This window comes from Ruegeria sp. BF6 (assembly GCF_056538665.1).
In genome coordinates, this window is sequence record NZ_JBQFTN010000001.1 from 1,511,673 (window position 1) to 1,532,468 (window position 20,796).

Below are 20,796 nucleotides of genomic sequence, written 5' to 3' on the forward strand. Positions count from 1 at the left end.
GCCTATTCCGACGAGATCACACCGCCGGCCCAGGCGACCGGTCGCACCTCAAGCCGTGCAACTGGAGATGAGATCATCTTTGCGTATTCCAGCGCTTCTTCAAGATCTTTGAAATCGGCAGCATAGAACCCAAGGAAATTTTCCTTTGTTTCGGCAAACGGACCGTCAGTGATCAGTGGCCGCGCGCCGTCGGTCTGGGCGGGCTCGACCATCACTGCAGAAGTTGGCGGCATCAGCTTCATAGTGACGAAATCACCGCGGCCCGTTAACGCCGATTGCAGTTCGCTGTGGCCCAACATCACTTCGTCCTGGCGTTCCTTGGGTAGCGCCTCGAACACGCCAGGTTCCCCATAGATTGTGATTGCGTAAATCATTTTCGCCTCCATCCTTCAGTCACATGGTGCAAGGACGCGCGAAAACATGCAAATCCGACAACGGACCCAGAATGCGGGGTCATAAGATAGCAATTTGGATCACCAAGACACAAAATGCAGCCTTCCAGACTCAGGCTAAGCGGGTTCCCAAAGCTCTATTGGATTACCTTCTGGATCATTGAGCCAAGCAAACTTGCCATTTGGATAAGGCGAGTCTGGATCCCGGCGGACTTCAACACCCTTAGACTCGAGCTGTGCGATCATTTTCTCAATGTCGCGAACACGAAAATTCAGCATAAATGCCTTTTCTTGGTTCCCGAAGTATTCTGTCACCTTTTCGAACGGGGCGAATACAGTCTCACCTGCTTCCTGCGTCCAACACGGTGTTTCATAGTCGTTTGGTACGAGATCAATGCCCAATATATCACGATACCATGCCGCCAAAGCGACGGGCTCGTCTGCCCTGAAGAAAAACCCCCCAATTCCTACTACTTTTTCCATCTTAAATTTCGATCCCGGATACGCTTTCGGAAAAGGCTACTTCAATCTGTAGCATTTGATAAGCGCGGCCCTTTGCGGACCTTGGCGCATCACCCCAGACACTGCGATTTCAGCCCTCCTTCCGGACATTCGCCGTGAGAGAAATACACACATAGATCCAATTCGCGAAACGCGGACAAAGCGGTCATTGAACCTCTTCAGCAAATCGCAGCATTTTGTGGTTCACCCGGCGGGGAGATGCAGAGCGTCCAAAGTGCTTTCCACAGTTTTGAACCGGGGCATCTGACGTGCATCTGCAAGTCACGAACCTCTCGACCAATGCACGTCCAACAAAATGGCAAGACGGTCACCTTACGCCCTCTGTCACGTGGCCTTCAGCGCTGCCAATTTCCCATTTGTGGTCATTCAACCTGATGCTCTTTCAGGGTGCCAGTAATCTGCACTTCGCTGAAACGGTTTATGAGCATTGTTTGTCTCCTGGCTTGGAGAACAGGTTAACTTCAAACTGCAGACGTTTGAGGCGAGCAGCTCACGCTGAATTCTCGTTGATCACAGGCGCAGCGATAGTTTGCTGCACCCGCTCTCAATTCACGCTGCGACGGTTGGGAATACGGCAGTTTATTTCCTTCGCAATGAAAACCAGAAGCCAATCTCATAGAACAGAGAACCAAGTGAGTATTCGCTGAAGGTTCCAGAAGGGTGGTTACGGTAACCGTTCTCCTCCTGATTCAGATGAACAGATCGACCTTTTCAAACTTTGAGACGTCAATGATCCCCAAATCTGAAATCCGGATTTCGGGAATCACAACCAGCGCCAGCAGCGAATGCTGCATATAGGCGTTGGTCAGCTTGCAGCCGCATGTGCCCATAGCGGCGACAATCTCCGCGCGGTCCTCTGACATCAGGCCGGCAATGGCCAGTTCAACTGTTGCCAGCTCCTTGCCTTCGGAGAAGACGGTGATACCCCCACCGACTTTTCCCAGGTGATTGGCCGCTGCCGCCATGTCCTCGTTGGAGGTGCCAACAACAATCCCATGGTGGCTGTCATGTGCGACAGTTGAGGCCACCGCACAGGGTTTGTCATAGCCGAAACCGGATACGAAGCCATTCACCACACCGCCGGTACCTCGGTGGCGCTCGACCAGCGCGATCTGACAAACATCTTTTCCGGCATCCATGCTGACCAATCCGTTCTCGACGCTGAGATTGGCCTCCAGCGCCCGTGTCGGGGCTTGGTTTTCAATGACGCCAATGACCCGGGCTCTCACCTATGCCGCGCCCTCAGGGGCATAAATGTCAAAGTCATCCGCAGCCAGGCGCTTGCCAAGGTTGACGGTGTTCTTGGCAAATTCCGGGTAGTCGTTGACGGGAATATTTGCTGTAAGCCTTGATGAACTGCCTGAGGGTGTTTGGGGCGGCTTGGGGCCGCGCGATGGATGGCTGGCTTTCTTCATGCCGTCCGAAGGGCGTGTTGACGATGACTCCCGCTTCTTTCACCTGACCGGCCCCGTCACGTCACGTGATTGGCCGGAAGTGCCCCACACTTACTATTTCGGCACGGGAGGCGACAAAGCGCGAGAGGCGCTGGAAGCAGTGGGCTTGACAAAAGTTGACCGCTCACTGTTCGACTGGACCACCGGGGATGAAGTTGAGTTCAATATTGAAAACTTCCACTCAACGGCGAGGAGCAAAATAGACATGGCAGAGTTCAGCTAACTACAAGCTTCTGGATGTGTAACGACATGGTTTCACCCGTTCGCTAGCTGCTGCTTATTCCCTATCAATGCCGCACACTCTGAGTCCCGCAGCATTGTCGACAAAACGGTTACCTTGGGAATTGCAGCAGATGACTGCTCTTAGCGCGCTTCACGTTACTCAACACGACTATGTCTTGCTACAATGTACTAGTTCAGCCGTTTATCCACCCAAGAGATCTCTTGCGATCCGCTCGAAGATCGCTACGCCGGTTGGCAACAAGTCATCCGGGAAATCATAGTTTGGACTGTGGAGAGGGAAATAGTCTTCACCGGGCCCTAGGCACAGCATGGCCGCTTTAGCATCCCAACCGAAAACACCAAAATCTTCGGACGCACGCATTGGCAAACCAAGATCGCCATTCTGGATTCCCAGCTTGTCCATAGCGGCAATAGCAACATCGGTAGCATCAACATCGTTGATTGAAGCAGCAAAGTGATCAAACACATCAAAGTCCACTTCAAGCCCAGCTTCGCCGGCTGCCTTCGAGGCCAAGTTACGCGCATCTTTTGCGATGCCCGCCAGTGCATCGTCACTCACAGACCGAAGTGTGGCGAAAATCACCCCATCGCCTGGTGCCGTTCCAAAATTGGGCTCCCCCACCTGAAAATGAGTGACCGTGACGAGGCGGAAGTCATCGTCTAGCTTGCCACCTTGACCCAGAGCGTCGAGCGCCGGAACGATTTTCGCAACTGCCAGTGACGGCGAAATGCCATCTTCGGGATCCGCAGCATGCGCCGTTTTTCCAGACAGTTTGATCTTCAACCCCTGAGAGGCGCAATTGATCAATCCTTTGCGAGTGGACACATAACCCCACGGCCGTCCGGGCTCGATGTGAATTGCGAATGCCCAGTCAGCTCTTATTTCCTCATAGGCCGGATCTGAAATTACAGCGCGTGCTCCGCGCCCGTCTTCCTCGGACGGCTGAAACATCAATACGACACGACCTTTCGCTACCGGCCTGCGCGAAAGCAACCGCCCTAGCCCCATCAAGAACATCATGTGACCGTCATGACCACACATATGCCCCTTACCTGAAATTTCTGATGCCCATTGAGCATTGGACTTTTCCTGAATAGGAAGAGCGTCAAGTTCAGCGCGAAACAACACTGTTGGTCCTTCTTCACCGCTATCAAACACAGCGGCAACTCCATGCCCGCCGATGTTCCTCAGAACCTTAGTAGGACCTAGTAGCGCCACCTCCTTGGCAATGGTCTTTGCGGTTTCGACTTCCTGGCCAGACAACTCCGGACGGCTATGAAGCTTGCGACGAAGCGCGGTCAACTCGATCAGATCAGAATTGCTGAGCATTGGGGAGATGCCTCTTTTTTCGGTCTGTTTTTGAGACCTTTATCCTTCATTGCCATCTTCCCACAGTGCCGTCAGCGTCAATTCAGCAAAACTGCAACACTCAGAGACAGGTTCTATGTATCTGTTTACAGAAACCAGTGGATTGCAACGCCTGTGCTCAAATTTGCATACCAACCAAAGCTTGGGTGGGCACCATGACCGCTATGAGCAGTTTAAAACCCTTCGTCCCTCCGAGTTCTTGGCCTTTTGTTACGCGGCCTTAAACCCTCCGAGCGTTCAGTTTGTAAAAAGAAATGGACCATAGCCATTTCTATCGAGCACCTCGAATGCAAGCCTAAACTGAGCATGAGCAAAAATAAGAGCTTTCATTGGGCATATTGCCTCATACTTGGGAAGAAACGGCCACACCAAGAATTTCAGCGAAGAGTGCCATAGCTCCACGCCAAACTGATAGGACTTTCGCAAGAGTGAGTTCTTGCTCCCTAATGAACTAGAACTTGCTCTAAGAAGTTTTTTGTGCGTTCGCTCTTGGGGTTGTTGAAGAAACTCTCCGGGTCGTCTTCCTCGATAATTTCGCCGGCATCCATGAAGATAACCCGATCCGCAACTTTTCGTGCGAAACCCATTTCATGCGTGACGCAAATCATAGTCATCCCTTCCTGGGCCAGTGTCACCATAACGTCCAGAACCTCGCCAATCATCTCCGGGTCCAGAGCCGAAGTAGGTTCGTCAAACAGCAGAATGTCGGGCTTCATACAAAGCGCTCGCGCGATGGCTACGCGCTGCTGTTGGCCGCCGGACAGCTGGCCGGGATACTTTGGAGCTTGATTGGCGATCTGGACCTTTTCCAGATACATCATCGCGGTCTCTTCCGCCTCAGCCTGAGAGATTTTGCGGGCCAGCATCGGGGCCAATGTACAATTCTCAAGGATCGTCATGTGCGGGAACAGGTTAAAGTGCTGAAACACCATACCTACTTCCTGCCGCATCTTGTCGATATTCGGATCTTCGGCACTGATCGCGTGGCCGTTGATCTCAATCAGACCGGACTGGTGTTCCTCGAGTTGGTTGATTGTTCGGATCATGGTCGATTTACCAGATCCCGACGGTCCGCAGACGACGATTTTCTCGCCCTTGGTCACGGTCAGATTAATGTTCTTGAGGGCATGGAAAGATCCGTAGTATTTTTCCACTTTGCTTAGTCTGACGGCTGGTGTTTCGGACATGGCAATCTCCCCTTCAGGTTCTTATTGCGGCTGTGATGATGATCTCGACTTTCAGTACATCCCGCGCCAGCCGGGCCTCGCCGCAAGCACGTGCTGGCGCGTGTCCCTCAGGCACCCAGGCATCCCAGACGGCGTTCATTTCCGCAAAATCCGCCATATCTCGCAGCCAAACGATGGCCTGCAGGATGTGTTCTCGATCCGAACCCGCCTCGGCCAACAGGGCATCGATACGCGAAAGGCAGTCCTGCGTCTGGTCGGTGACACTTTCGCCAGCGCCGACCTGACCGCACAGATGGGCCACGCCATTGTGCTTGACGATTTTCGACATCCGCTCGCTGGTGTGGAGACGTTCAATCATTTCAGCAACCCCCGGCCCTTCAGTGCATCGGAAATCTCATCCAGAATGGCCGGATCATCGATGGCGGCCGGCATTTTGAATTCGACGCAATCGGCAATCTTTTGCATCGTACCGCGTAATACCTTGCCGGATCGTGTTTTCGGCAACCGTTTGACCGGAATGGCTGTTTTAAACGCTGCGACGGCCCCGATCTGTTCCCGCATCAGCGCGACCAACTCTTTTTCCAGCTCACCCGAATCCCGGTCAGCGCCATCATTGGTCACATAGAAACCCAACGGCATTTGACCTTTAAGAGCGTCCGCCGCGCCGACCACAGCACATTCCGCGATGTCGGGATGCGCCCCGATCACCTCTTCCATCGCGCCGGTCGACAAGCGATGCCCGGCCACGTTGATGATGTCATCCGTGCGGGCCATGATGAAGACATATCCGTCCTCATCAATGATCCCGGCATCAGACGTGGCGTAGTAGCCGGGGAATTCGTTCATATATGATGACAGGAACCGTTCCGGCGCATTCCACAGCGTCGGAAAGCCCGAGGGCGGCAGCGGCAGTTTGCAGACGATGTTGCCCAAGGTGCCGGGCCGGACCTCATGGCCTTCATCATCCAACACCTGAATGTCGTAGCCCGGCATTGGCTTACCGGGTGAGCCGTATTTGACCGGGAACTGTCCCAGCCCGACCGGGTTGCCCGACATCGCCCAACCGGTTTCGGTCTGCCACCAATGGTCGATAACCGGGCGCTGCAGTTTTTCCTCGGCCCATTGGATCGTCGCCGGATCCGAGCGTTCGCCGGCTAGAAACAGCGTACGGAATTTCGACAGGTCGTACTGCCCGATCAACTGCCCCTTCGGGTCTTCTTTCTTGATCGCGCGGAAAGCGGTCGGGGCGGTGAACAGCGCGGCAACCTCATGATCCTGAATGACCCGCCAGAAGGCGCCCGCATCGGGCGTGCCCACCGGCTTGCCCTCATAGACCACGGTGGCGCACCCATGCAGCAGCGGCCCGTAGCAGATGTAGGAATGCCCCACGACCCAGCCCACATCTGACGCGGCCCAGAAAACCTCACCGGGATTGATCCCGTAATGGTGCTCCATCGTCCATTTCAACGCCACCATATGCCCGCCATTGTCGCGCACAACGCCCTTGGGCTGGCCGGTGGTTCCCGAGGTGTAGAGGATATAGAGCGGATCGGTCGCCGCAACCGGCACGCATTCCGTGGTCCCCCCTGCTGCCTTTGAAGCGCCGACCAGTTCGGCATAATCCAGATCGCGGCCCGGAATCATCTCGGCCGGTTCCATGTCGCGTTGCAGGATCAGGCAATGCTCGGGCTTGGTGCTGGCTTCCTCAATGGCCGCGTCCAGCAACGGTTTGTAATGTACGATCCGTCCGGGCTCGATCCCGCAGGAGGCCGAGATGATCATCTTGGGCGCGGCGTCGTTGATACGGGTGGCCAGTTCGTGCGGCGCAAATCCGCCAAACACAACCGAATGGATTGCCCCCAGACGGGCGCAGGCCAACATCGCAAACACCGCTTGCGGCACCATCGGCATATAGATGACAACGCGGTCGCCTTTACTGACGCCATTCGCCCGCATGACCGAGGCCAGCGCGCCGACTTCGGCCTGCAATTCAGCAAAGCTGTAGGTCTGAACCGTATCGGTGACCGGGCTGTCATAAACCAGCGCCTTGCGGTCGCCGTGCCCGACCTCGACATGGCGGTCGACGCAGTTCCAGCAAGTGTTGCAGGTGGCCCCGGCGAACCAGCGCCCATAGACGCCCATATCCGGGTCAAAGACCTTTTCCGCCGGGATAAACCAGTCGATCTGCTCGGCGGCCTTGCCCCAAAACGCCGCAGGATCGGCCTGCCAGCTTGCATATGCGTCTGCGTAGCTCATGACATCACATAGTTCAGGCCGAGGCGCCCGCCATCGACATAGATCGTTTCACCGGTGACATAGCTGGCCTTTTTCGAGCAGAGGAATGCCACCACATCTCCGATCTCCCGCGCGGTGCCTGCACGGCCCATTGGCGTGCGCGACATCGCCATCTTGAAGGCTTCGGGGTTGGCATTCACACCTGCCATCATCTCGGTATCAATCGAGCCGGGGCCGACTGCATTGACACGGATATTTTTCGGAGCCAGCGCCAGTGCAGCCGCCTTGGTCAACTGCATGACCCCGCCTTTTGAGGCGCAATAGGCCGGGATCGCAGGGATCGCGACCTGCGCGTTGATCGACGACATGTTCACGATCGCGCCTTCAATGCCCTTTTCGACCATCGTGTTCGCAACCCGTTGCATCGCCACGAACACGCCGCGCAGGTTGATATCCATCACCCGGTCATAGGCGGCCAGATCATAGTCCAGGAAATTCCCCGGCATCGCGATGCCCGCATTGTTCACTAACGCCGACACCGGGCCGTGTTCGGTCTCAATCGTGTCAAACATTGCTCTGATGGCGTCCACATCGCCCATGTCACACACCATTCCGACCCCGCCAAGGACGGCGGCCGCCTCGTGCACGCTGTCCTGAATATCAACCAGAATGACCTTGAAGCCATCCTCTTTCAGCGCCTCGGCACAGGCCAGTCCAATGCCCTGAGCGGCACCGGTTACAACTGCAACTGGAGTATTAGCCATCTGCGTTTACCCTTCGAATCCATAGTCGTTCTTTGCCTGCTCTGGCGTAATGAAACCGGCCGCCAAATCGTTGGCTACCGCGGCACGATCTCTCTGTTTCGGCGCGCCGTAGCCCCCGCCGCCTGGCAGGCTGAGTTTCAGCCGCTGGCCGAATTTGACCAATTGCCGCCCTTTCGAGCGTAATTTTGTCCCGTCGGTAAGCTCAACAGCACCCGCACCACCAGCCAGGCCGCCGTTGCGCCCGCGCGCCGGGTTTTTCACACGGTCGAACATGGCGTTAAAATAGAAATCATAGCCCGCGCGTGGTTCGATCTCGATGGTCTGACCGAGACCGCCCCGCAGGGCCCCGGCCCCGCCGGAGCCTTCGCGCAGGTCCTTGCGCCAGACAGTGATTGGCCCGACATGTTCGGTCGCCTCGACGCTCATGGTCGATACACCCGAGGGGAAGGCCGTGGCGCTCAGCCCATCAAAGGCGGGGCGTGCGCCGGTGCCGCCCGAGTTGAACATCAGCACCTCTCGGTTCGGCAGGCCGCTTTCCGGGTCCGAAGCCCGGGCGGAAATCTGAATGTTCCACAGCGCACTTGCCCCCTCGGCCGGAACCGTATCCGGCAGCGCCTTGTGCAACGCACCCAGCACAACATCGGGCACCAGATGTCCCATCACATGGCGCACCGAAACTGGCGCGGGGCGTTTGGCCGCTAAAATGCAACCCTCGGGCGCGGTGATCCGAAACGGCTCAAGCGAGCCGGTATTGTTCGGGACTTCCGGCGCAATCGCACACTTCAGCGCGTAGCAGGCATAAGCACGGGTATAAACCTCGGGGCAGTTTACGCCGAACCGGCTCGTACCCGATGTGCCCGCGAAATCCGCCAGAAGTTGATCGCCATCGACGCTGAGCGTCACCTCCATATGCACCGGGGCGTCATAGCCATCGACCTGCATCGTCTCGTGATAGGTACCCGAAGGCACTTTGGCGATGGCTTCCAGTGTTGCTTTGCGGCTGGTTTCGATGACGAAATCCGACAGTGATTGCAGGTCGTCGATACCGAACTCATCCATCATCGCCTGAAGGCGACGGTCGCCCGCCTCGTTACAGGCGGCCAGCGAGTACATGTCGCCAACGGTCTGATCCGGGGTCCGCACGTTTGCACGGATCATTTCAATCAGCAGCGATTGGACCTGTCCGCGTTCGGCGAATTTGGTGATGGGGATCAAGAGACCCTCTTCGAACACCTCGTTACCATCGGGCCCGAAACCACGTCCGCCGATGTCCACCACATGAGCGGTGCAGGCAAAATACCCAATATGGGCCCCCTTGCGGAACACCGGCGTGACAACGGTGATATCATGCAGGTGCCCGGTGCCCAGCCAAGGGTCGTTGGTGATGAAAACATCGCCGTCGAACGTGTTCTGCGGCCCGATTTGAGCAGCAAAATGCGTGACGCTTTCTGCCATCGCATTCACGTGGCCCGGAGTTCCGGTCACCGCCTGCGCGATCATCCGGCCCTCGCGGTCGAACAGACCCGCCGACAGATCGCCCGCCTCGCGGACCGAAGTTGAAAAGGCCGTGCGGATCAGCGTTGTGGCCTGTTCCTCTACAACCGCTATCAGGCGGTTCCACATGATCTGATGATCGATATCTGACGCACCCATGGCTTAAGCCTCCTTCGCCAGCAAAAGCAAACTTCCATCGCCCTGCCCCACCGCGCGATAGCCCGAAGTGACTACGGTTGATGTTTCGGATTCGACGATGATCGCCGGGCCTTCAACCGCCTTGCCTGGTGTCATACTCGACCGTTCAACCTCGCGTGCCTCGACGGATTTGCGTAGGGCGGCATCAAAAAACCCGCGCATCCGTGCGACATCCGCGCCAGACCCGCTGTTATGACCGACGACAGGTTCGGCATCCGGCAAAACCGTGGAAACTGTCAGAAGCCAGTTGGTGATCTCAACCGCCAATCCGTCGATGATCCGGCCAAACAGCGTTCGATAGGCATCTTCGAAGGCATTGAGGATCAGCGATACGTCGCTGTCTTCAAATTGTTTGTGGGGCAGCACCACAGGTATTTCCCAGCCCTGGCCGGAATAACGCATCTGCGCGGTCATACGGATTTCGGTTTCAGCACCCTTGGCACCTTCGTCCACAAAGGCACGCGCTTCGGCTTCCATCTCGATCAGCGCAGCGTTCACCGCGCCAGCGTCGAAATCGTCCAGTCGCTGGAACAGCCCGCGTGTCGCCTCAAAACTGAACGGAGCTTTCAGAAACCCGATGGCCGAGCCTACACCCGCACCCGGTGGGATGATCAGCGCCTTGATCCCAAGCTTTTCGCATTGGCGGCAGGCGTGCAGCGGTGCTCCGCCTCCGAAGGCGATCATGGTGAAATGTTCAATGTCGCGCCCGTTCTCGACTGTGTGAACGCGCGCGGCGTTGGCCATATTCTCATCCACCAACTCAGTAATGCCGAAGGCAGCGTCCCTGGCGGAGAGGTTCAGTTTAGCAGCAGCTTTTTCGGACTGCGCCGTGTGCAGCGGGATCGCACCGCCGGCAAAGTTGTCTGGATCCAAACGGCCCAACAACAGGTTGGCATCGGTCACTGTTGGCTCTGTCCCACCACGCCCGTAACAGGCCGGTCCCGGTTCGGACGCCGCCGAGCGCGGACCAACTTGAAGTCGTCCCATGCTGTCCAGAGAAGCAATCGAACCGCCTCCGGCACCGATCTCGACCATCTCCACGACAGGCGTCGACACGGTCATGCCCGAGCCCTTTTTGAACCGATAAGTTCGCGCGACTTCGAACGTGTTGGCGGTTTTGGGCGCACCATCTTCGATCAGGCAGATTTTGGCTGTGGTCCCGCCCATGTCGAAGCTGAGAACCTTGTCCAAATCGTGCGCCCGCGCAAAATCGGCGGCAAAGATTGCCCCGCCGGCCGGGCCGGATTCCAGCAGTCGCACGGGTTGTTCCGCAGCGGTTTCGACCGAGATCAGACCTCCACCGGAGTGCAGCATAAACACAGGCGCCGTCACCCCGGTGTCGCGCAGACGCGCCACCAAACGGCCCAGATAGTCGGCGACCTGCGGTTGCACATAAGCGTTTGCAATCACCGTGTTGAAACGCGGCAACTCTCGCATCTGCGGCGAGATCACCGAAGACAACGAAATCGAAAGGTCTGGCATCGCCTTGCGTAGCGCCTCGCCCATGGCGATCTCATGCGCGTCATTGGCATAGGCGTGTATCAGGCCGATGGCGACCGCTTCGAACCCACCTGCCTTGATCGTGTCGACCATCGCGTTGACCTCAGACAGGTCCAACGCCAGTAGAACCTCCCCGTCCGGCCCCATGCGTTCGTTCAGGGTGTACCGGTCCTGACGCGGCACCAGAGGTTTCGGCAGGTTCAAGTTCAGGTCATATTGCTCGAACCGGTTTTCCGAGCGCATCTCGATCACGTCCCGGAACCCTTCGGTCGTGATAAAGGCAGTCTTTGCGCCGCGCCGTTCGATCAGTGAATTGGTCACCAAAGTGGTGCCGTGGATGACCTGGCCGATTTCACCGGGTGCTACACCCGCCTGATCCGCTGCTTTAACAATCCCATCCAGTATGGCTTGTTCCGGCTGACTGTAATTTGTCAGAACCTTGCAGGTGGACAAACCGCCGGGATGTTGCAGCGCTACATCCGTAAAGGTTCCACCAATATCGACGCCGACGCGTATTTCTGAATTGCTCATGGATCTCTAAAGGCTCTTGAAGATTTGGTTGGCAGTAAAAGCCGTTTGGTAGAGGCGGGACATGATCGGGGCCGACGGCACAGTCGACAACTCGGTCATGGGAAGCGGGAGGTCCTTAGGGTCCATGCCCGAGATCAGTTTGGCCATGCATTCGCCAAAAATTGTTCCAGTGGTGATGCCACGCCCGTTGTAGCCGATCGGAGTAAGCAGATTGGGTGCCAACTGATAGATACGCGGCAGGTGATCTGGGGTCATGGCTATTTTCCCATGCCACGCTTCCTCGAACTCTACCGGACCGAGTTTTGGGTAAAGGCGCGCAAGCTGTTTCTTGGCCCAGCGGTGCGACAATCCTCGACCGACTGATCCGACGACCGCTCCCATGGAACCGATCACCAGGCGGTCATGCGCATCGCGCCGTATGCTGAACATGATCTGGCCTGTGTCCCAGACGCCCTGACGACCCGGAAGGATATGCGACATATCCGCGGTCAGAGGCTTCGTTGCCAACTGAAAGTACCGGATCATTGTGAACACGCGATTTAATCCCGGCCAAAGTGTGTCACTGTAGGCATTGGTACCCAGCACAACGTACTTGGCTCTGACCGCCCCTTTGTCGGTTTCGACAATCCACTTTTCACCGTCTCGCCGCAGGTTGGTTGCACATACGCCTGTGCTGATTTCGGCTCCCGCACCCTTTGCGGCACGCGCCAGGCCTCGGCAATAACCCATCGGATTGATGGTGCCCGCTCGATGGTCCAACAGACCGCCATGGAATGCGCTTGTTCCTGTTTTTTCGATCATTTCTTCAGCGGATAGCAAATCGACGGGTTCGCCCAGACGTGCCCATTCCGCATGGCGCGCCTTTAAGTCTTCGAAGCCTGACGGTGCATGCGCTGCGTGAATTGTTCCGGTTTTGGTAACCTCGCAGCGGATCTGATGCTTTTCGATCAGATCAAAGACTTGCGCGGGCCCCTCACCAAACCGCTTTACAAAGCGAGGCCCGTAAGTGTCACCCAGCTTCTTGCGGACCGCAGCTGGCGGGTGCCAAACCCCTGCATTAACCAGACCCACATTGCGCCCTGAGCCACCAAACCCGATATGCTTGGCCTCAAGCACGTGGGCACCCAATCCCTGCTCTGCACAATGAAGCGCCGTCGACAAACCGGTGAACCCACCACCAACAATGGCGACATCCGTTTCCGCGTCGCCTGTCATCGGGTTTCGAAGGTCCGGTTCTTCAGCTGACATATCCCAAAGAGAGATCGGGCTGTCTGTATTCATGCGCGGGCACCCTCTTATGTTGAAGCAAAGAACACACCAGCTATCCGGCGATTCCTGTTAACTAACGTTGCAACGATCTCCTCAATGTGTCAATATACGAAAAACGTGTTTTAAATATCGGAACAATACAGCATGACCCAGCTCAAAAAAACAGCAGCCCAAATGGTGCAGGAATCGCGGGACCGCATCGAAGAAATCGAAACAGCGGACCTGATCGAAATGATCGACGATCCCAATGTTGTTATTGTGGACATCCGCGACGTGCGCGAGCGTCAGCGCACCGGTTTCATCCCGGGCAGTTTCCACGCGCCGCGCGGAATGATCGAGTTTTGGGTCGACCCCGACAGCCCCTACCACAAGGACATTTTTGCGCAGGAAGGCACGAAATACGTCTTCCATTGCGCCTCAGGCTGGCGCTCAGCCCTTACTGTAGCCACATTGCAGGATATGGGTTTTGAAGCCGCACATCTGAAGGACGGCTTCGGGTCCTGGGAAAAATCCGGTGGACCAGTCGAGAAGGAGGATTGAGTTCGAACCGGAAGCTGCGCTTCAGAGTTGGCGCAGTTTCTGGGTTACGCCTTCCGCAGCGTGGTGTACCAACATGCCCAACCGTTCTTCACCGCCGTCGCTCATGTTGATATCAGGCAGTGAGATACCAAGCGCCGCGATTGCCTCACCGTCAGGCAACAGGATAGGAGCGCCAAAGCTCAGAATGCGATCGCGGAATTCGCCACGATCATAGGCATAACCCCGTTTGCGCGTTTCTTCTACATCAGCAGTAACTTCATCCAGCGTTGTAAGGGTTTTGTCGGTGTACCTGGCCAGTTGACCATCCAGCTTTTCTCGCAGTTGCTCGAAATTGCTCGACAAAATAGCTTTACCTGTTCCAACACAATGAATGGGTGCGCTACCACCAACCGGGTTCCAGGACCGGATCGGCTTTAAGCTTTCAACTTTATCGATATAGATGACGCTTAGGCCCTCTGGCACGGCGAGATAGATCGCTTCACCCGTCTCCTGGCTCAGAAATGCCATCTCGGGCGCTGCCACCGCCCGTAGATTCAGGTTTTCAACTGAACTGCGCCCAACCTGCCAGGTTTTAAGGGTTGCTGCATAGGTTTTATCGTCCAGATGCTTTACATACCCAAGCGTGATCAGTGTTTGCAGTAGGCGGAACGTGTTTGATTTCGTCAGCTCCAGTTCCCGTGATAACTCAGTAACACCCTTACTACCCTGATGTGCCGCGAGATTCTCTAGTATAGCCAGCCCTTTAGACAGGGTCGAATCCACTTTCGGGGCTTTTGGTGTTTTGTTCAAAGCTCGTCCTTTCCTCGCAACTTGTTCTGTATAACAGAACGCGGAACAGCTTCAAATGCAGGCTGTTCATGAACCGTCAGTTCGGGCACTTCGCCGTCAAAGAGGCGTACGTCCAACATTGTCGAATGCGACGCAGGGCTCTGCGTCAGGCTCGATGTGCGAAAGTCGTGGGTCAAGGCGTTCGGATTGCCATGTCGATCTCGTTGTTGCGGAGCATCGTAGTCCGGGTCGTACCAGGCACCCGTCCACAAGAAGACACAGCCTTTCAGGATGTCGGGCGTGATGCGCGCTCCGGCCAAACACCGACCGCGATCATTGTAGAGCTCAACGACATCGCCATCCGAGATCCCTCGGTCCGCCGCGTCTTCCGGGTGGATCAAAACCGGTTCCCGCCCCTGCACCTTCAGGCTGAGGCTATAGTCTCCATTGTCTAGTTGGGAATGCAACCGGGTGCCCGGCTGACCCGAAAGAAGATAAAGCGGTTGCGTGCCCGCAGCAGTATCGCGCGGCTCGAACCAGGTCGGATGCCCGCGACAATCGTCCAACTGAAAACTTGCAATTCTGTCAGAGAATATCTCAATTCGGCCACTGGGTGTTGGCAGCGGGTTGGCATCCGGATCCTGCCGAAACTCAGCCATGAATACTTGCGTCGGGGATGGATCGCGCAATTCCACTACGTCGCCCTGGATGAAAGTATCCCAGTTCGGCAAGCGCTCACCACTTGCCAATGCCGCCTCTTGTGTCTGAGCCCATATGCGACGCAACCAGCCCTCTTGGTCCAGCCCGTCAGTGAACAAGTCCGCGTTGCCCATTCGCTTGGAGAGGTCAGCGTATAGTTCAAACTCGATCCGTGCCTCCTCGCGTGGTTCAGTGCTGGCAGGCATGGGCACCAGCGCATTATCTGATTTGCCGCCGCCGAAATCCGTACGCTCTTGCGGCGCGGCCACTGGTAAAACGATATCTGCATGTCGCGCCGTTGCGGTCCAGTTGAGCTCGTTCACGATCACGGTTTCAGGGCTTTGAAACGCGTTGTGAAGGCGCCGTAGGTTCTGATGGTGGTGAAATGGATTTCCTCCAGCCCACCAGATCATCCGAATGTCAGGAAACACGCGGGTTTCGCCGTTGCACTGGTATTCACCACCTGGGTTCAGAAGCATGTCTGAAATCATTGCCACCGGGATGAAATCAGAAATCGGGTTCTTGCCCTGTGGCAACGTACCCCACCGGAACGGTCGTTCGATATTGCCAATATTGGCGTTCACTCCATAGCCGACCGTATAGCCGCCACCGGGCAATCCGATTTGCCCGAGCATCGCCGCCAGAGTGACCGTCATCCACAACGGCTGTTCGCCGTAGTCGGCACGCTGAAGCGCCGCTGCGCAGGTTATCATTGTTCGCCCGGCAGCCATTTCCCGCGCCAAGGTTGCAATGCGCTTGGCAGAAATGCCCGAGATCGACGCCGCCCAACCCACTGATTTGACAATCCCATCGTCATCACCGCGCAGGTAAGCCGCAAATTTGTCGAACCCGACCGTATAGCGATCAAGGAACTCTCGGTCATGCAAGTTCTCGGTCAGCAGCGTATGTGCCAGCCCCATCATAACGGCAGTATCTGTGCCGGGTTTGGGTGGCAGCCATTCGGCGCCAATCTCGTCCGCAGCGTCCGTGCGCAAAGGGCTGAAATTCACGAACTTAACGCCGGCCGCACGACAGGCTTTCAGATTGTCCAGCATCCGATGGCGCGCAACGCCGCCATCACTGACCTGTGTGTTGCGCGTTGCCATGCCCCCGAACATCACCACAAGGTTGGTATGTTTGGCAACAACAGGCCATCGCGTCGCCTGCGCCACATGGGTTCGAAACGGTCCGACAATATGTGGCATCAGCACCAGTGCAGCGTTGTAACTGTAGTTGCCTTCCGAACGGACATAACCTCCCTGCCCGTTTAGGAATCGCTTGAGTTGACTTTGCGCGTGGTGAAATCGCCCCGCGCTGGACCAACCGTACGACCCTCCAAAGATCGCATTGTTGCCGTGAGTGTCCCGCACGCGATTCAATTCGCAGGCAATCAAGTCCAGCGCGTCATCCCAGCTTACCTCTACAAAACTGTCTCGCCCTCGGACACCTTGACCCTCCAACCAACCGCGGCGAATTGCCGGGCGCAACACGCGGGCGCGTCCATTCAGACTTGAAGCGATATTGCGGTTGATCTCTGAAGGATTCGGATCGTTTGGATGCGGATGCACCGCCACCAGTCTACCGTTTTTGGCTTCGGAAATACCTGCACCCCAATGATTTCCTGTAAGGGTCCGAGAAGTATCTGCGGTCACGTTTATTGTTCCGATATGAAAAACACTCTTTCCGAATATTGACACAATTTAACTGGACTGTCATCATGCCGATCAACACAGAGGGCATAAAATTGCAGGACACACCATTTAATATATCAGACTGCCTTGTGCAGGATGGGCGGCCTGATCGTGCAGAAGGGCGGCACGTTAATATGCCGATCGAGCTGGGCTCGACGATGGTATTTGATACGTTTTCGGAATTCGAGGCCGCGCGCGACGCGCGGTACGAAAGCGGCACACTCTACTATGGCCGCTATGGCAACGCTGCGACCCGTAAGTTGGAGTTGATACTCGCCAAGCTCGAAGGGGCCGACTCGATCACGCTGACATCTTCCGGTGTGGCCGCCATCACGACCACCTTGATGGCGCTAACCCGACCCGGCAGCCATTTATTGGTCGCGGACAACGTCTATGGTAACACGCGTGCCTTTTGCGATGGGTTGCTCACTCAACAAGGGGTGCAGATTGAGTATTTCGATCCGCTGATTAGTGGCGCGATCAGCGATCTGATACGTGAAGAAACAGCGGCGATCATGCTTGAAAGCCCGGGGTCGGGAACTTTCGAGATGCCTGATATCCGGGCTACCGCGGAAGCAGCGAAAGCGGCAAATGTGCCGACCGTCCTCGACAACACGTGGGGAACGCCCATCTTTAGCCAACCGCTGTCCTGGGGCATTGATATCGTTGTCTACTCGGGAAGCAAATACATTTCAGGCCACTCAGACTGCATGCTGGGGATAACCGCCAGCAATGCTGCTTACGCTAAGATCATTCGCAAGGCGGTCATGCAGATCGGCGATAAAACCGGTGGTCAGGAAATCCTGCTAGCCCTGCGTGGACTTAGAACACTGAAGCTGCGGATGGAGTATTTCGATAGAGCTGGTCGCGAGATGGCAAATTGGTTTTTGGACCAACCTCAGGTCAAAACCGTTCTGCATCCGGCGCTGCCTTCCTGTCCAGGACATGAGAACTGGGCGCGGGATTTTACCGGCGCTGCCGGGCTATTTGGCGTCGTCTTCCACACCACAAGTGAAAGCGCCGCGCATCGCTTTGTCGACGCGCTGCACCATTTCGGAATAGGGGTCAGCTGGGGCGGATATGAAAGCCTCGCCCTGCCGGTCACGCCTGTACGCACAGCGACCGAGTGGTCAGAAACCGGCCAGCTTGTCCGTTTCAATATCGGGTTGGAGGACCTTGATAGCCTAAAAGCAGACGTCGCCAACGCCATCCCCCTGCTTGATCAGTAAGGATTTGAGAATGCTCAACAAGATCGACCATTTTGCCATCGGCGCCGACACTCTGGCCCAAGGCGTTGCGGCCATGAAAGACGCGCTGGGTGTCGAGTTGCCTCAAGGATCAAAACACGATGCTATGAGCACGCATAATTGCGTTATGCAGGCGGGTAACGAGAGCTTCTTTGAACTGATCGCAATCGACCCCGAGGCGGCGGATCCGGGCCGGGTACGGTGGTTCACTCTGGATGATCCCCGCACGCAAGACCGCCTGAGCGCCCGCCCGCGGGCGCTCTGCTGGGTGGTGAACACCGATGATCTGGATGCCGTCATCGCCGCAAGCCCGGTTGACCTGGGCGAAGTTGTCAATTTTCAGCGTGGTGATCGGACCTGGCGTCTGACCGTGCCGAAAGACGGCCACCTGCCCGAAGGCGGTCTGCTGCCGGCTTTCATCGAATGGTCTCCGGGTCCGCACCCTTCCACAGGTCAGCAGAACCTTGGGGTGACGCTGTCGAAAGTTCAGGTTCAAACACCGGATCCTGCACGCATAAAGGACGTGTTTGAAAAACTGGGGATCTCGCATCTGGCTGAGATTTGCGAAGGTCCCACTGCGCTTTCATTTGTTCTGGAAAGCCCAAACGGGACAGTTACGCTCGACTAACAAAGAGGTGTCCCATGTCGATCCCATCGGTCAACCTGACACAAAAGCCAGACGTCACCGGTTTCTTTGATCCGGGATCGAACACAATCACCTACGTGGTGCGCGACCCAAACTCGACGGCCTGCGCGATTGTCGACCCTGTGATGGAGTTCGACCTTGCAGCGGGCCGTCTGACATTTGAAAGCGCTGACCAAATCATCGCATTTGTCCGCAAAAAAAATCTTACGCTTGAGTGGATCATCGAAACACATGTTCATGCCGACCACCTGTCAGCGGCGCCTTACCTTCAGCGGGAGTTGGGTGGTAAAATTGGCATCGGCGAACATGTCCAGACGGTTCAGGATACGTTCGGAAAAATCTTTAACGAAGGGACGGAGTTTCAGCGGGATGGCTCGCAGTTTGATGCCCTCTTTGGCGACGGCGAAGCATATCAACTGGGCAGCCTGTCCTGCTTTGCGCTTCACACACCCGGTCACACACCGGCCTGCATGGTCCATGTCATCGGTGACGCCGTTTTTGTTGGAGACACGTTGTTCATGCCGGACGGCGGATCCGCACGCGCCGACTTCCCGGGCGGCGATGCAGGGCAGCTTTACGATTCCATTCAGCGGGTTCTTTCACTCCCCGACGAGGTGAGGCTTTTTATCTGCCACGACTATGGCCCTGGAGGGCGCGCGATTGCGTGGGAAACCACCATTGGTGAGCAGAAGGCCAAGAACATCCATGTTGGCGGTGGGAAATCACGCGAGGAATTCATCAAATTCCGCACGGAACGCGACGCGCAACTGGCCGTTCCAAAACTCATTCTTCCATCGCTGCAAGTAAACATGCGCGCTGGTGAGATTCCCGAAGACGACCAAGGGAACATGATGCTCAGAACCCCTATCAACAAGCTTTGACCAATATCCCGCCTAAACAAGAGTTCACAAATGAGCCGCCCATCTGAAATCAGATGAGCGGCTTCTGGTGCAGTTACGGTTATGGAAGACGGGGAGGTTACCGCTCTGCAACTTTCATGCGGCGCTTTAGATATTCTCCATACTGACCAAGGCCGAACAGAAAGACCCAGTAGATCGCCGCCACAAAGGCCAGCACTTCGATGTAATATGGGGCCCATTCGCCCGTCCCGAAGGCCGCATTGGCAGAGGCGAGCACATCAAAGAACCCGATGATGATCACGATCGCGGTTTCCTTGAAGGTCACGACAACGTTGTTGACCGTCGCGGGCAAGGCATGACGGAACACCTGTGGCAGAACGATGCGTGCCAGGATCTGCCAGTAGGTCAAACCCAGCGCTTTGCCAGCCTCGAACTGGCCTTTTGGGATAGCCTGAAACCCGCCGCGTAAAACCTCAGCCTGATAACAAGCAAAAAACAAACCAAACGCTATGATCACGCGCCAGATCTTATCTCCTTCCAGCCAACTTGGCAGTAGGATCGGGATCACAACGGCGGCGGTGAACAGCGTTGTCAGCAGCGGCAAAGACCGGATCATATCGATCACCAGCGAGGCAAAGCCGCGCACGACGGGCATCTCTGACCGACGCATCAACGCAAGACCAAGCCCCATTGGCATCCCGATTAGAACTACGCTTGAGAACAGGAACAATGTCAGCGCCAGACCGCCCCACTGATCCGTGGTAACCTTCGGCAAGCCCAGCAGACTGCCCTCCATCAGCAGGTAGTAGATGGCGAAACCCACTATCCAAATGGTCGACAGGCGCTTGGCTGTCCAGGTCCATGGAAAGCACGAGATGATAACCGTGCCGACAATCGACAAACAAGCTAACGCTGAGCGCCAGTGTTCATCATACGGATAAAGACCAAACAGGATCAGCCGATGCCGGGCGTCGATAACGGACCAACATGCTCCGCCATGGCCACATTCCTCGACATTGTCTGCGCTCCACACCGCGTGGAAGACACCCCAGCTGAGCGCTTGCCAGACCAGCCAAGCGAGGCCCGCAAAGACAACAACTGTGATGACGGAATCCGTCGGCGTGGCGAACGAACGGCGGCGGAATTTCTCCCAGTCGAATTTATTGGTAAGTACCGCGTCAGCCATA

General features: G+C 56.3%; 18 protein-coding genes and 1 pseudogene. 5 read left to right on the forward strand and 14 right to left on the reverse strand.

The genetic code is table 11. From position 1 onward, the window contains the following. Positions 1-2: 2 nt before the first annotated feature. The 3 genes and pseudogenes from ACR0IM_RS07690 to ACR0IM_RS07700 form a co-directional block, all read right to left on the reverse strand. Entirely contained in the window at positions 3-374 is a 372-nt protein-coding gene (locus tag ACR0IM_RS07690) for a YciI family protein (protein WP_480590359.1), read from the reverse strand. A gap of 135 nt (positions 375-509) precedes the next feature. Next, positions 510-875 (reverse strand): VOC family protein, encoded by a 366-nt coding sequence (locus tag ACR0IM_RS07695; RefSeq protein WP_480681365.1) that lies wholly within the window; start codon positions 873-875, stop codon positions 510-512. Positions 876-1,603: 728 nt separating this feature from the next. Further along, a pseudogene (locus ACR0IM_RS07700) lies at positions 1,604-2,260 on the reverse strand (adenine deaminase C-terminal domain-containing protein); the annotation flags it as partial. Here ACR0IM_RS07700 and ACR0IM_RS07705 point away from each other — a divergent pair. Next, positions 2,238-2,591, forward strand: a complete 354-nt coding sequence (locus ACR0IM_RS07705; protein WP_480681451.1) for a hypothetical protein — start codon at positions 2,238-2,240, stop codon at positions 2,589-2,591. The pseudogene ACR0IM_RS07700 and the gene ACR0IM_RS07705 sit on opposite strands and share 23 nt — an antisense overlap. A gap of 201 nt (positions 2,592-2,792) precedes the next feature. Here the strand turns inward: ACR0IM_RS07705 and ACR0IM_RS07710 are convergent, their stop codons facing one another. From ACR0IM_RS07710 to ACR0IM_RS07745, 8 genes are all read right to left on the reverse strand, one after another. After that, positions 2,793-3,941, reverse strand: coding sequence for an amidohydrolase (locus ACR0IM_RS07710; protein WP_480681366.1), 1,149 nt, complete (start codon positions 3,939-3,941; stop codon positions 2,793-2,795). Between the two features lie 482 nt (positions 3,942-4,423). Then, positions 4,424-5,167, reverse strand: coding sequence for an amino acid ABC transporter ATP-binding protein (locus ACR0IM_RS07715; RefSeq protein WP_480590363.1), 744 nt, complete (start codon positions 5,165-5,167; stop codon positions 4,424-4,426). A gap of 13 nt (positions 5,168-5,180) precedes the next feature. Then, complete coding sequence (locus ACR0IM_RS07720) at positions 5,181-5,525, reverse strand: RidA family protein (RefSeq protein WP_480681367.1); 345 nt, start codon at positions 5,523-5,525, stop codon at positions 5,181-5,183. Then, on the reverse strand, positions 5,522-7,423 hold the full coding sequence (locus tag ACR0IM_RS07725) for a propionyl-CoA synthetase (protein ID WP_480681368.1): 1,902 nt from the start codon (positions 7,421-7,423) through the stop codon (positions 5,522-5,524). The genes ACR0IM_RS07720 and ACR0IM_RS07725 overlap by 4 nt, the downstream gene beginning before the upstream one ends. Further along, the gene (locus tag ACR0IM_RS07730; protein WP_480641069.1) at positions 7,420-8,166 is read right to left on the reverse strand and encodes an SDR family NAD(P)-dependent oxidoreductase; all 747 of its coding nucleotides are present in this window, start codon (positions 8,164-8,166) and stop codon (positions 7,420-7,422) included. The genes ACR0IM_RS07725 and ACR0IM_RS07730 overlap by 4 nt, the downstream gene beginning before the upstream one ends. 6 nt (positions 8,167-8,172) lie before the next feature. Beyond that, the gene (locus ACR0IM_RS07735) at positions 8,173-9,819 is read right to left on the reverse strand and encodes a hydantoinase B/oxoprolinase family protein (RefSeq protein ID WP_480590373.1); all 1,647 of its coding nucleotides are present in this window, start codon (positions 9,817-9,819) and stop codon (positions 8,173-8,175) included. Positions 9,820-9,822: 3 nt separating this feature from the next. After that, the gene (locus tag ACR0IM_RS07740) at positions 9,823-11,889 is read right to left on the reverse strand and encodes a hydantoinase/oxoprolinase family protein (protein ID WP_480681369.1); all 2,067 of its coding nucleotides are present in this window, start codon (positions 11,887-11,889) and stop codon (positions 9,823-9,825) included. 6 nt (positions 11,890-11,895) lie between these two features. Then, positions 11,896-13,170: an NAD(P)/FAD-dependent oxidoreductase gene (locus ACR0IM_RS07745; protein ID WP_480681371.1), complete on the reverse strand. Its 1,275-nt coding sequence runs from the start codon at positions 13,168-13,170 to the stop codon at positions 11,896-11,898. 132 nt (positions 13,171-13,302) lie between these two features. Here ACR0IM_RS07745 and ACR0IM_RS07750 point away from each other — a divergent pair, with 132 nt between their 5' ends. Then, positions 13,303-13,698, forward strand: coding sequence for a rhodanese-like domain-containing protein (locus tag ACR0IM_RS07750; RefSeq protein WP_480641076.1), 396 nt, complete (start codon positions 13,303-13,305; stop codon positions 13,696-13,698). A 21-nt stretch (positions 13,699-13,719) separates the two neighbouring features. Here ACR0IM_RS07750 and ACR0IM_RS07755 read toward each other — a convergent pair whose 3' ends face one another. Next, positions 13,720-14,487 carry an IclR family transcriptional regulator gene (locus ACR0IM_RS07755; RefSeq protein ID WP_480641077.1) on the reverse strand — a complete coding sequence of 256 codons (768 nt, stop codon included), beginning with the start codon at positions 14,485-14,487 and terminating at the stop codon, positions 13,720-13,722. Continuing rightward, entirely contained in the window at positions 14,484-16,817 is a 2,334-nt protein-coding gene (locus ACR0IM_RS07760) for a molybdopterin-dependent oxidoreductase (protein WP_480681372.1), read from the reverse strand. Before ACR0IM_RS07760 ends, ACR0IM_RS07755 begins: the two co-directional genes overlap by 4 nt. Before the next feature lie 65 nt (positions 16,818-16,882). On the opposite strand from ACR0IM_RS07760, the gene metC reads away from it, so the two are divergent. The 3 genes from metC to ACR0IM_RS07775 are packed head-to-tail and all read left to right on the forward strand — an operon-like array spanning position 16,883 to position 19,630. After that, positions 16,883-18,085, forward strand: coding sequence for a cystathionine beta-lyase (gene metC / locus ACR0IM_RS07765; protein ID WP_480681373.1), 1,203 nt, complete (start codon positions 16,883-16,885; stop codon positions 18,083-18,085). 10 nt (positions 18,086-18,095) lie between these two features. After that, positions 18,096-18,731 (forward strand): VOC family protein, encoded by a 636-nt coding sequence (locus ACR0IM_RS07770; RefSeq protein ID WP_480681375.1) that lies wholly within the window; start codon positions 18,096-18,098, stop codon positions 18,729-18,731. A 14-nt stretch (positions 18,732-18,745) separates the two neighbouring features. Beyond that, the gene (locus tag ACR0IM_RS07775) at positions 18,746-19,630 is read left to right on the forward strand and encodes an MBL fold metallo-hydrolase (RefSeq protein ID WP_480681376.1); all 885 of its coding nucleotides are present in this window, start codon (positions 18,746-18,748) and stop codon (positions 19,628-19,630) included. A 97-nt stretch (positions 19,631-19,727) separates the two neighbouring features. Here the strand turns inward: ACR0IM_RS07775 and ACR0IM_RS07780 are convergent, their stop codons facing one another. Next, on the reverse strand, positions 19,728-20,795 hold the full coding sequence (locus ACR0IM_RS07780) for an amino acid ABC transporter permease (RefSeq protein ID WP_480590394.1): 1,068 nt from the start codon (positions 20,793-20,795) through the stop codon (positions 19,728-19,730). Position 20,796: the final 1 nt, after the last annotated feature.

Bases quoted from the DNA above. Each gene is read 5' to 3' on its own strand.
- ACR0IM_RS07730 (WP_480641069.1), bottom strand. From the start codon at position 8,166: ATGGCTAATACTCCAGTTGCAGTTGTAACCGGTGCCGCTCAGGGCATT.
- ACR0IM_RS07710 (WP_480681366.1), bottom strand. From the start codon at position 3,941: ATGCTCAGCAATTCTGATCTGATCGAGTTGACCGCGCTTCGTCGCAAG.
- ACR0IM_RS07770 (WP_480681375.1), top strand. From the start codon at position 18,096: ATGCTCAACAAGATCGACCATTTTGCCATCGGCGCCGACACTCTGGCC.
- ACR0IM_RS07735 (WP_480590373.1), bottom strand. From the start codon at position 9,819: ATGGGTGCGTCAGATATCGATCATCAGATCATGTGGAACCGCCTGATA.
- ACR0IM_RS07780 (WP_480590394.1), bottom strand. From the start codon at position 20,795: ATGGCTGACGCGGTACTTACCAATAAATTCGACTGGGAGAAATTCCGC.
- ACR0IM_RS07740 (WP_480681369.1), bottom strand. From the start codon at position 11,889: ATGAGCAATTCAGAAATACGCGTCGGCGTCGATATTGGTGGAACCTTT.
- ACR0IM_RS07720 (WP_480681367.1), bottom strand. From the start codon at position 5,525: ATGATTGAACGTCTCCACACCAGCGAGCGGATGTCGAAAATCGTCAAG.
- ACR0IM_RS07745 (WP_480681371.1), bottom strand. From the start codon at position 13,170: ATGAATACAGACAGCCCGATCTCTCTTTGGGATATGTCAGCTGAAGAA.
- ACR0IM_RS07750 (WP_480641076.1), top strand. From the start codon at position 13,303: ATGACCCAGCTCAAAAAAACAGCAGCCCAAATGGTGCAGGAATCGCGG.
- ACR0IM_RS07715 (WP_480590363.1), bottom strand. From the start codon at position 5,167: ATGTCCGAAACACCAGCCGTCAGACTAAGCAAAGTGGAAAAATACTAC.
- ACR0IM_RS07775 (WP_480681376.1), top strand. From the start codon at position 18,746: ATGTCGATCCCATCGGTCAACCTGACACAAAAGCCAGACGTCACCGGT.
- metC (WP_480681373.1), top strand. From the start codon at position 16,883: ATGCCGATCAACACAGAGGGCATAAAATTGCAGGACACACCATTTAAT.
- ACR0IM_RS07695 (WP_480681365.1), bottom strand. From the start codon at position 875: ATGGAAAAAGTAGTAGGAATTGGGGGGTTTTTCTTCAGGGCAGACGAG.
- ACR0IM_RS07725 (WP_480681368.1), bottom strand. From the start codon at position 7,423: ATGAGCTACGCAGACGCATATGCAAGCTGGCAGGCCGATCCTGCGGCG.
- ACR0IM_RS07690 (WP_480590359.1), bottom strand. From the start codon at position 374: ATGATTTACGCAATCACAATCTATGGGGAACCTGGCGTGTTCGAGGCG.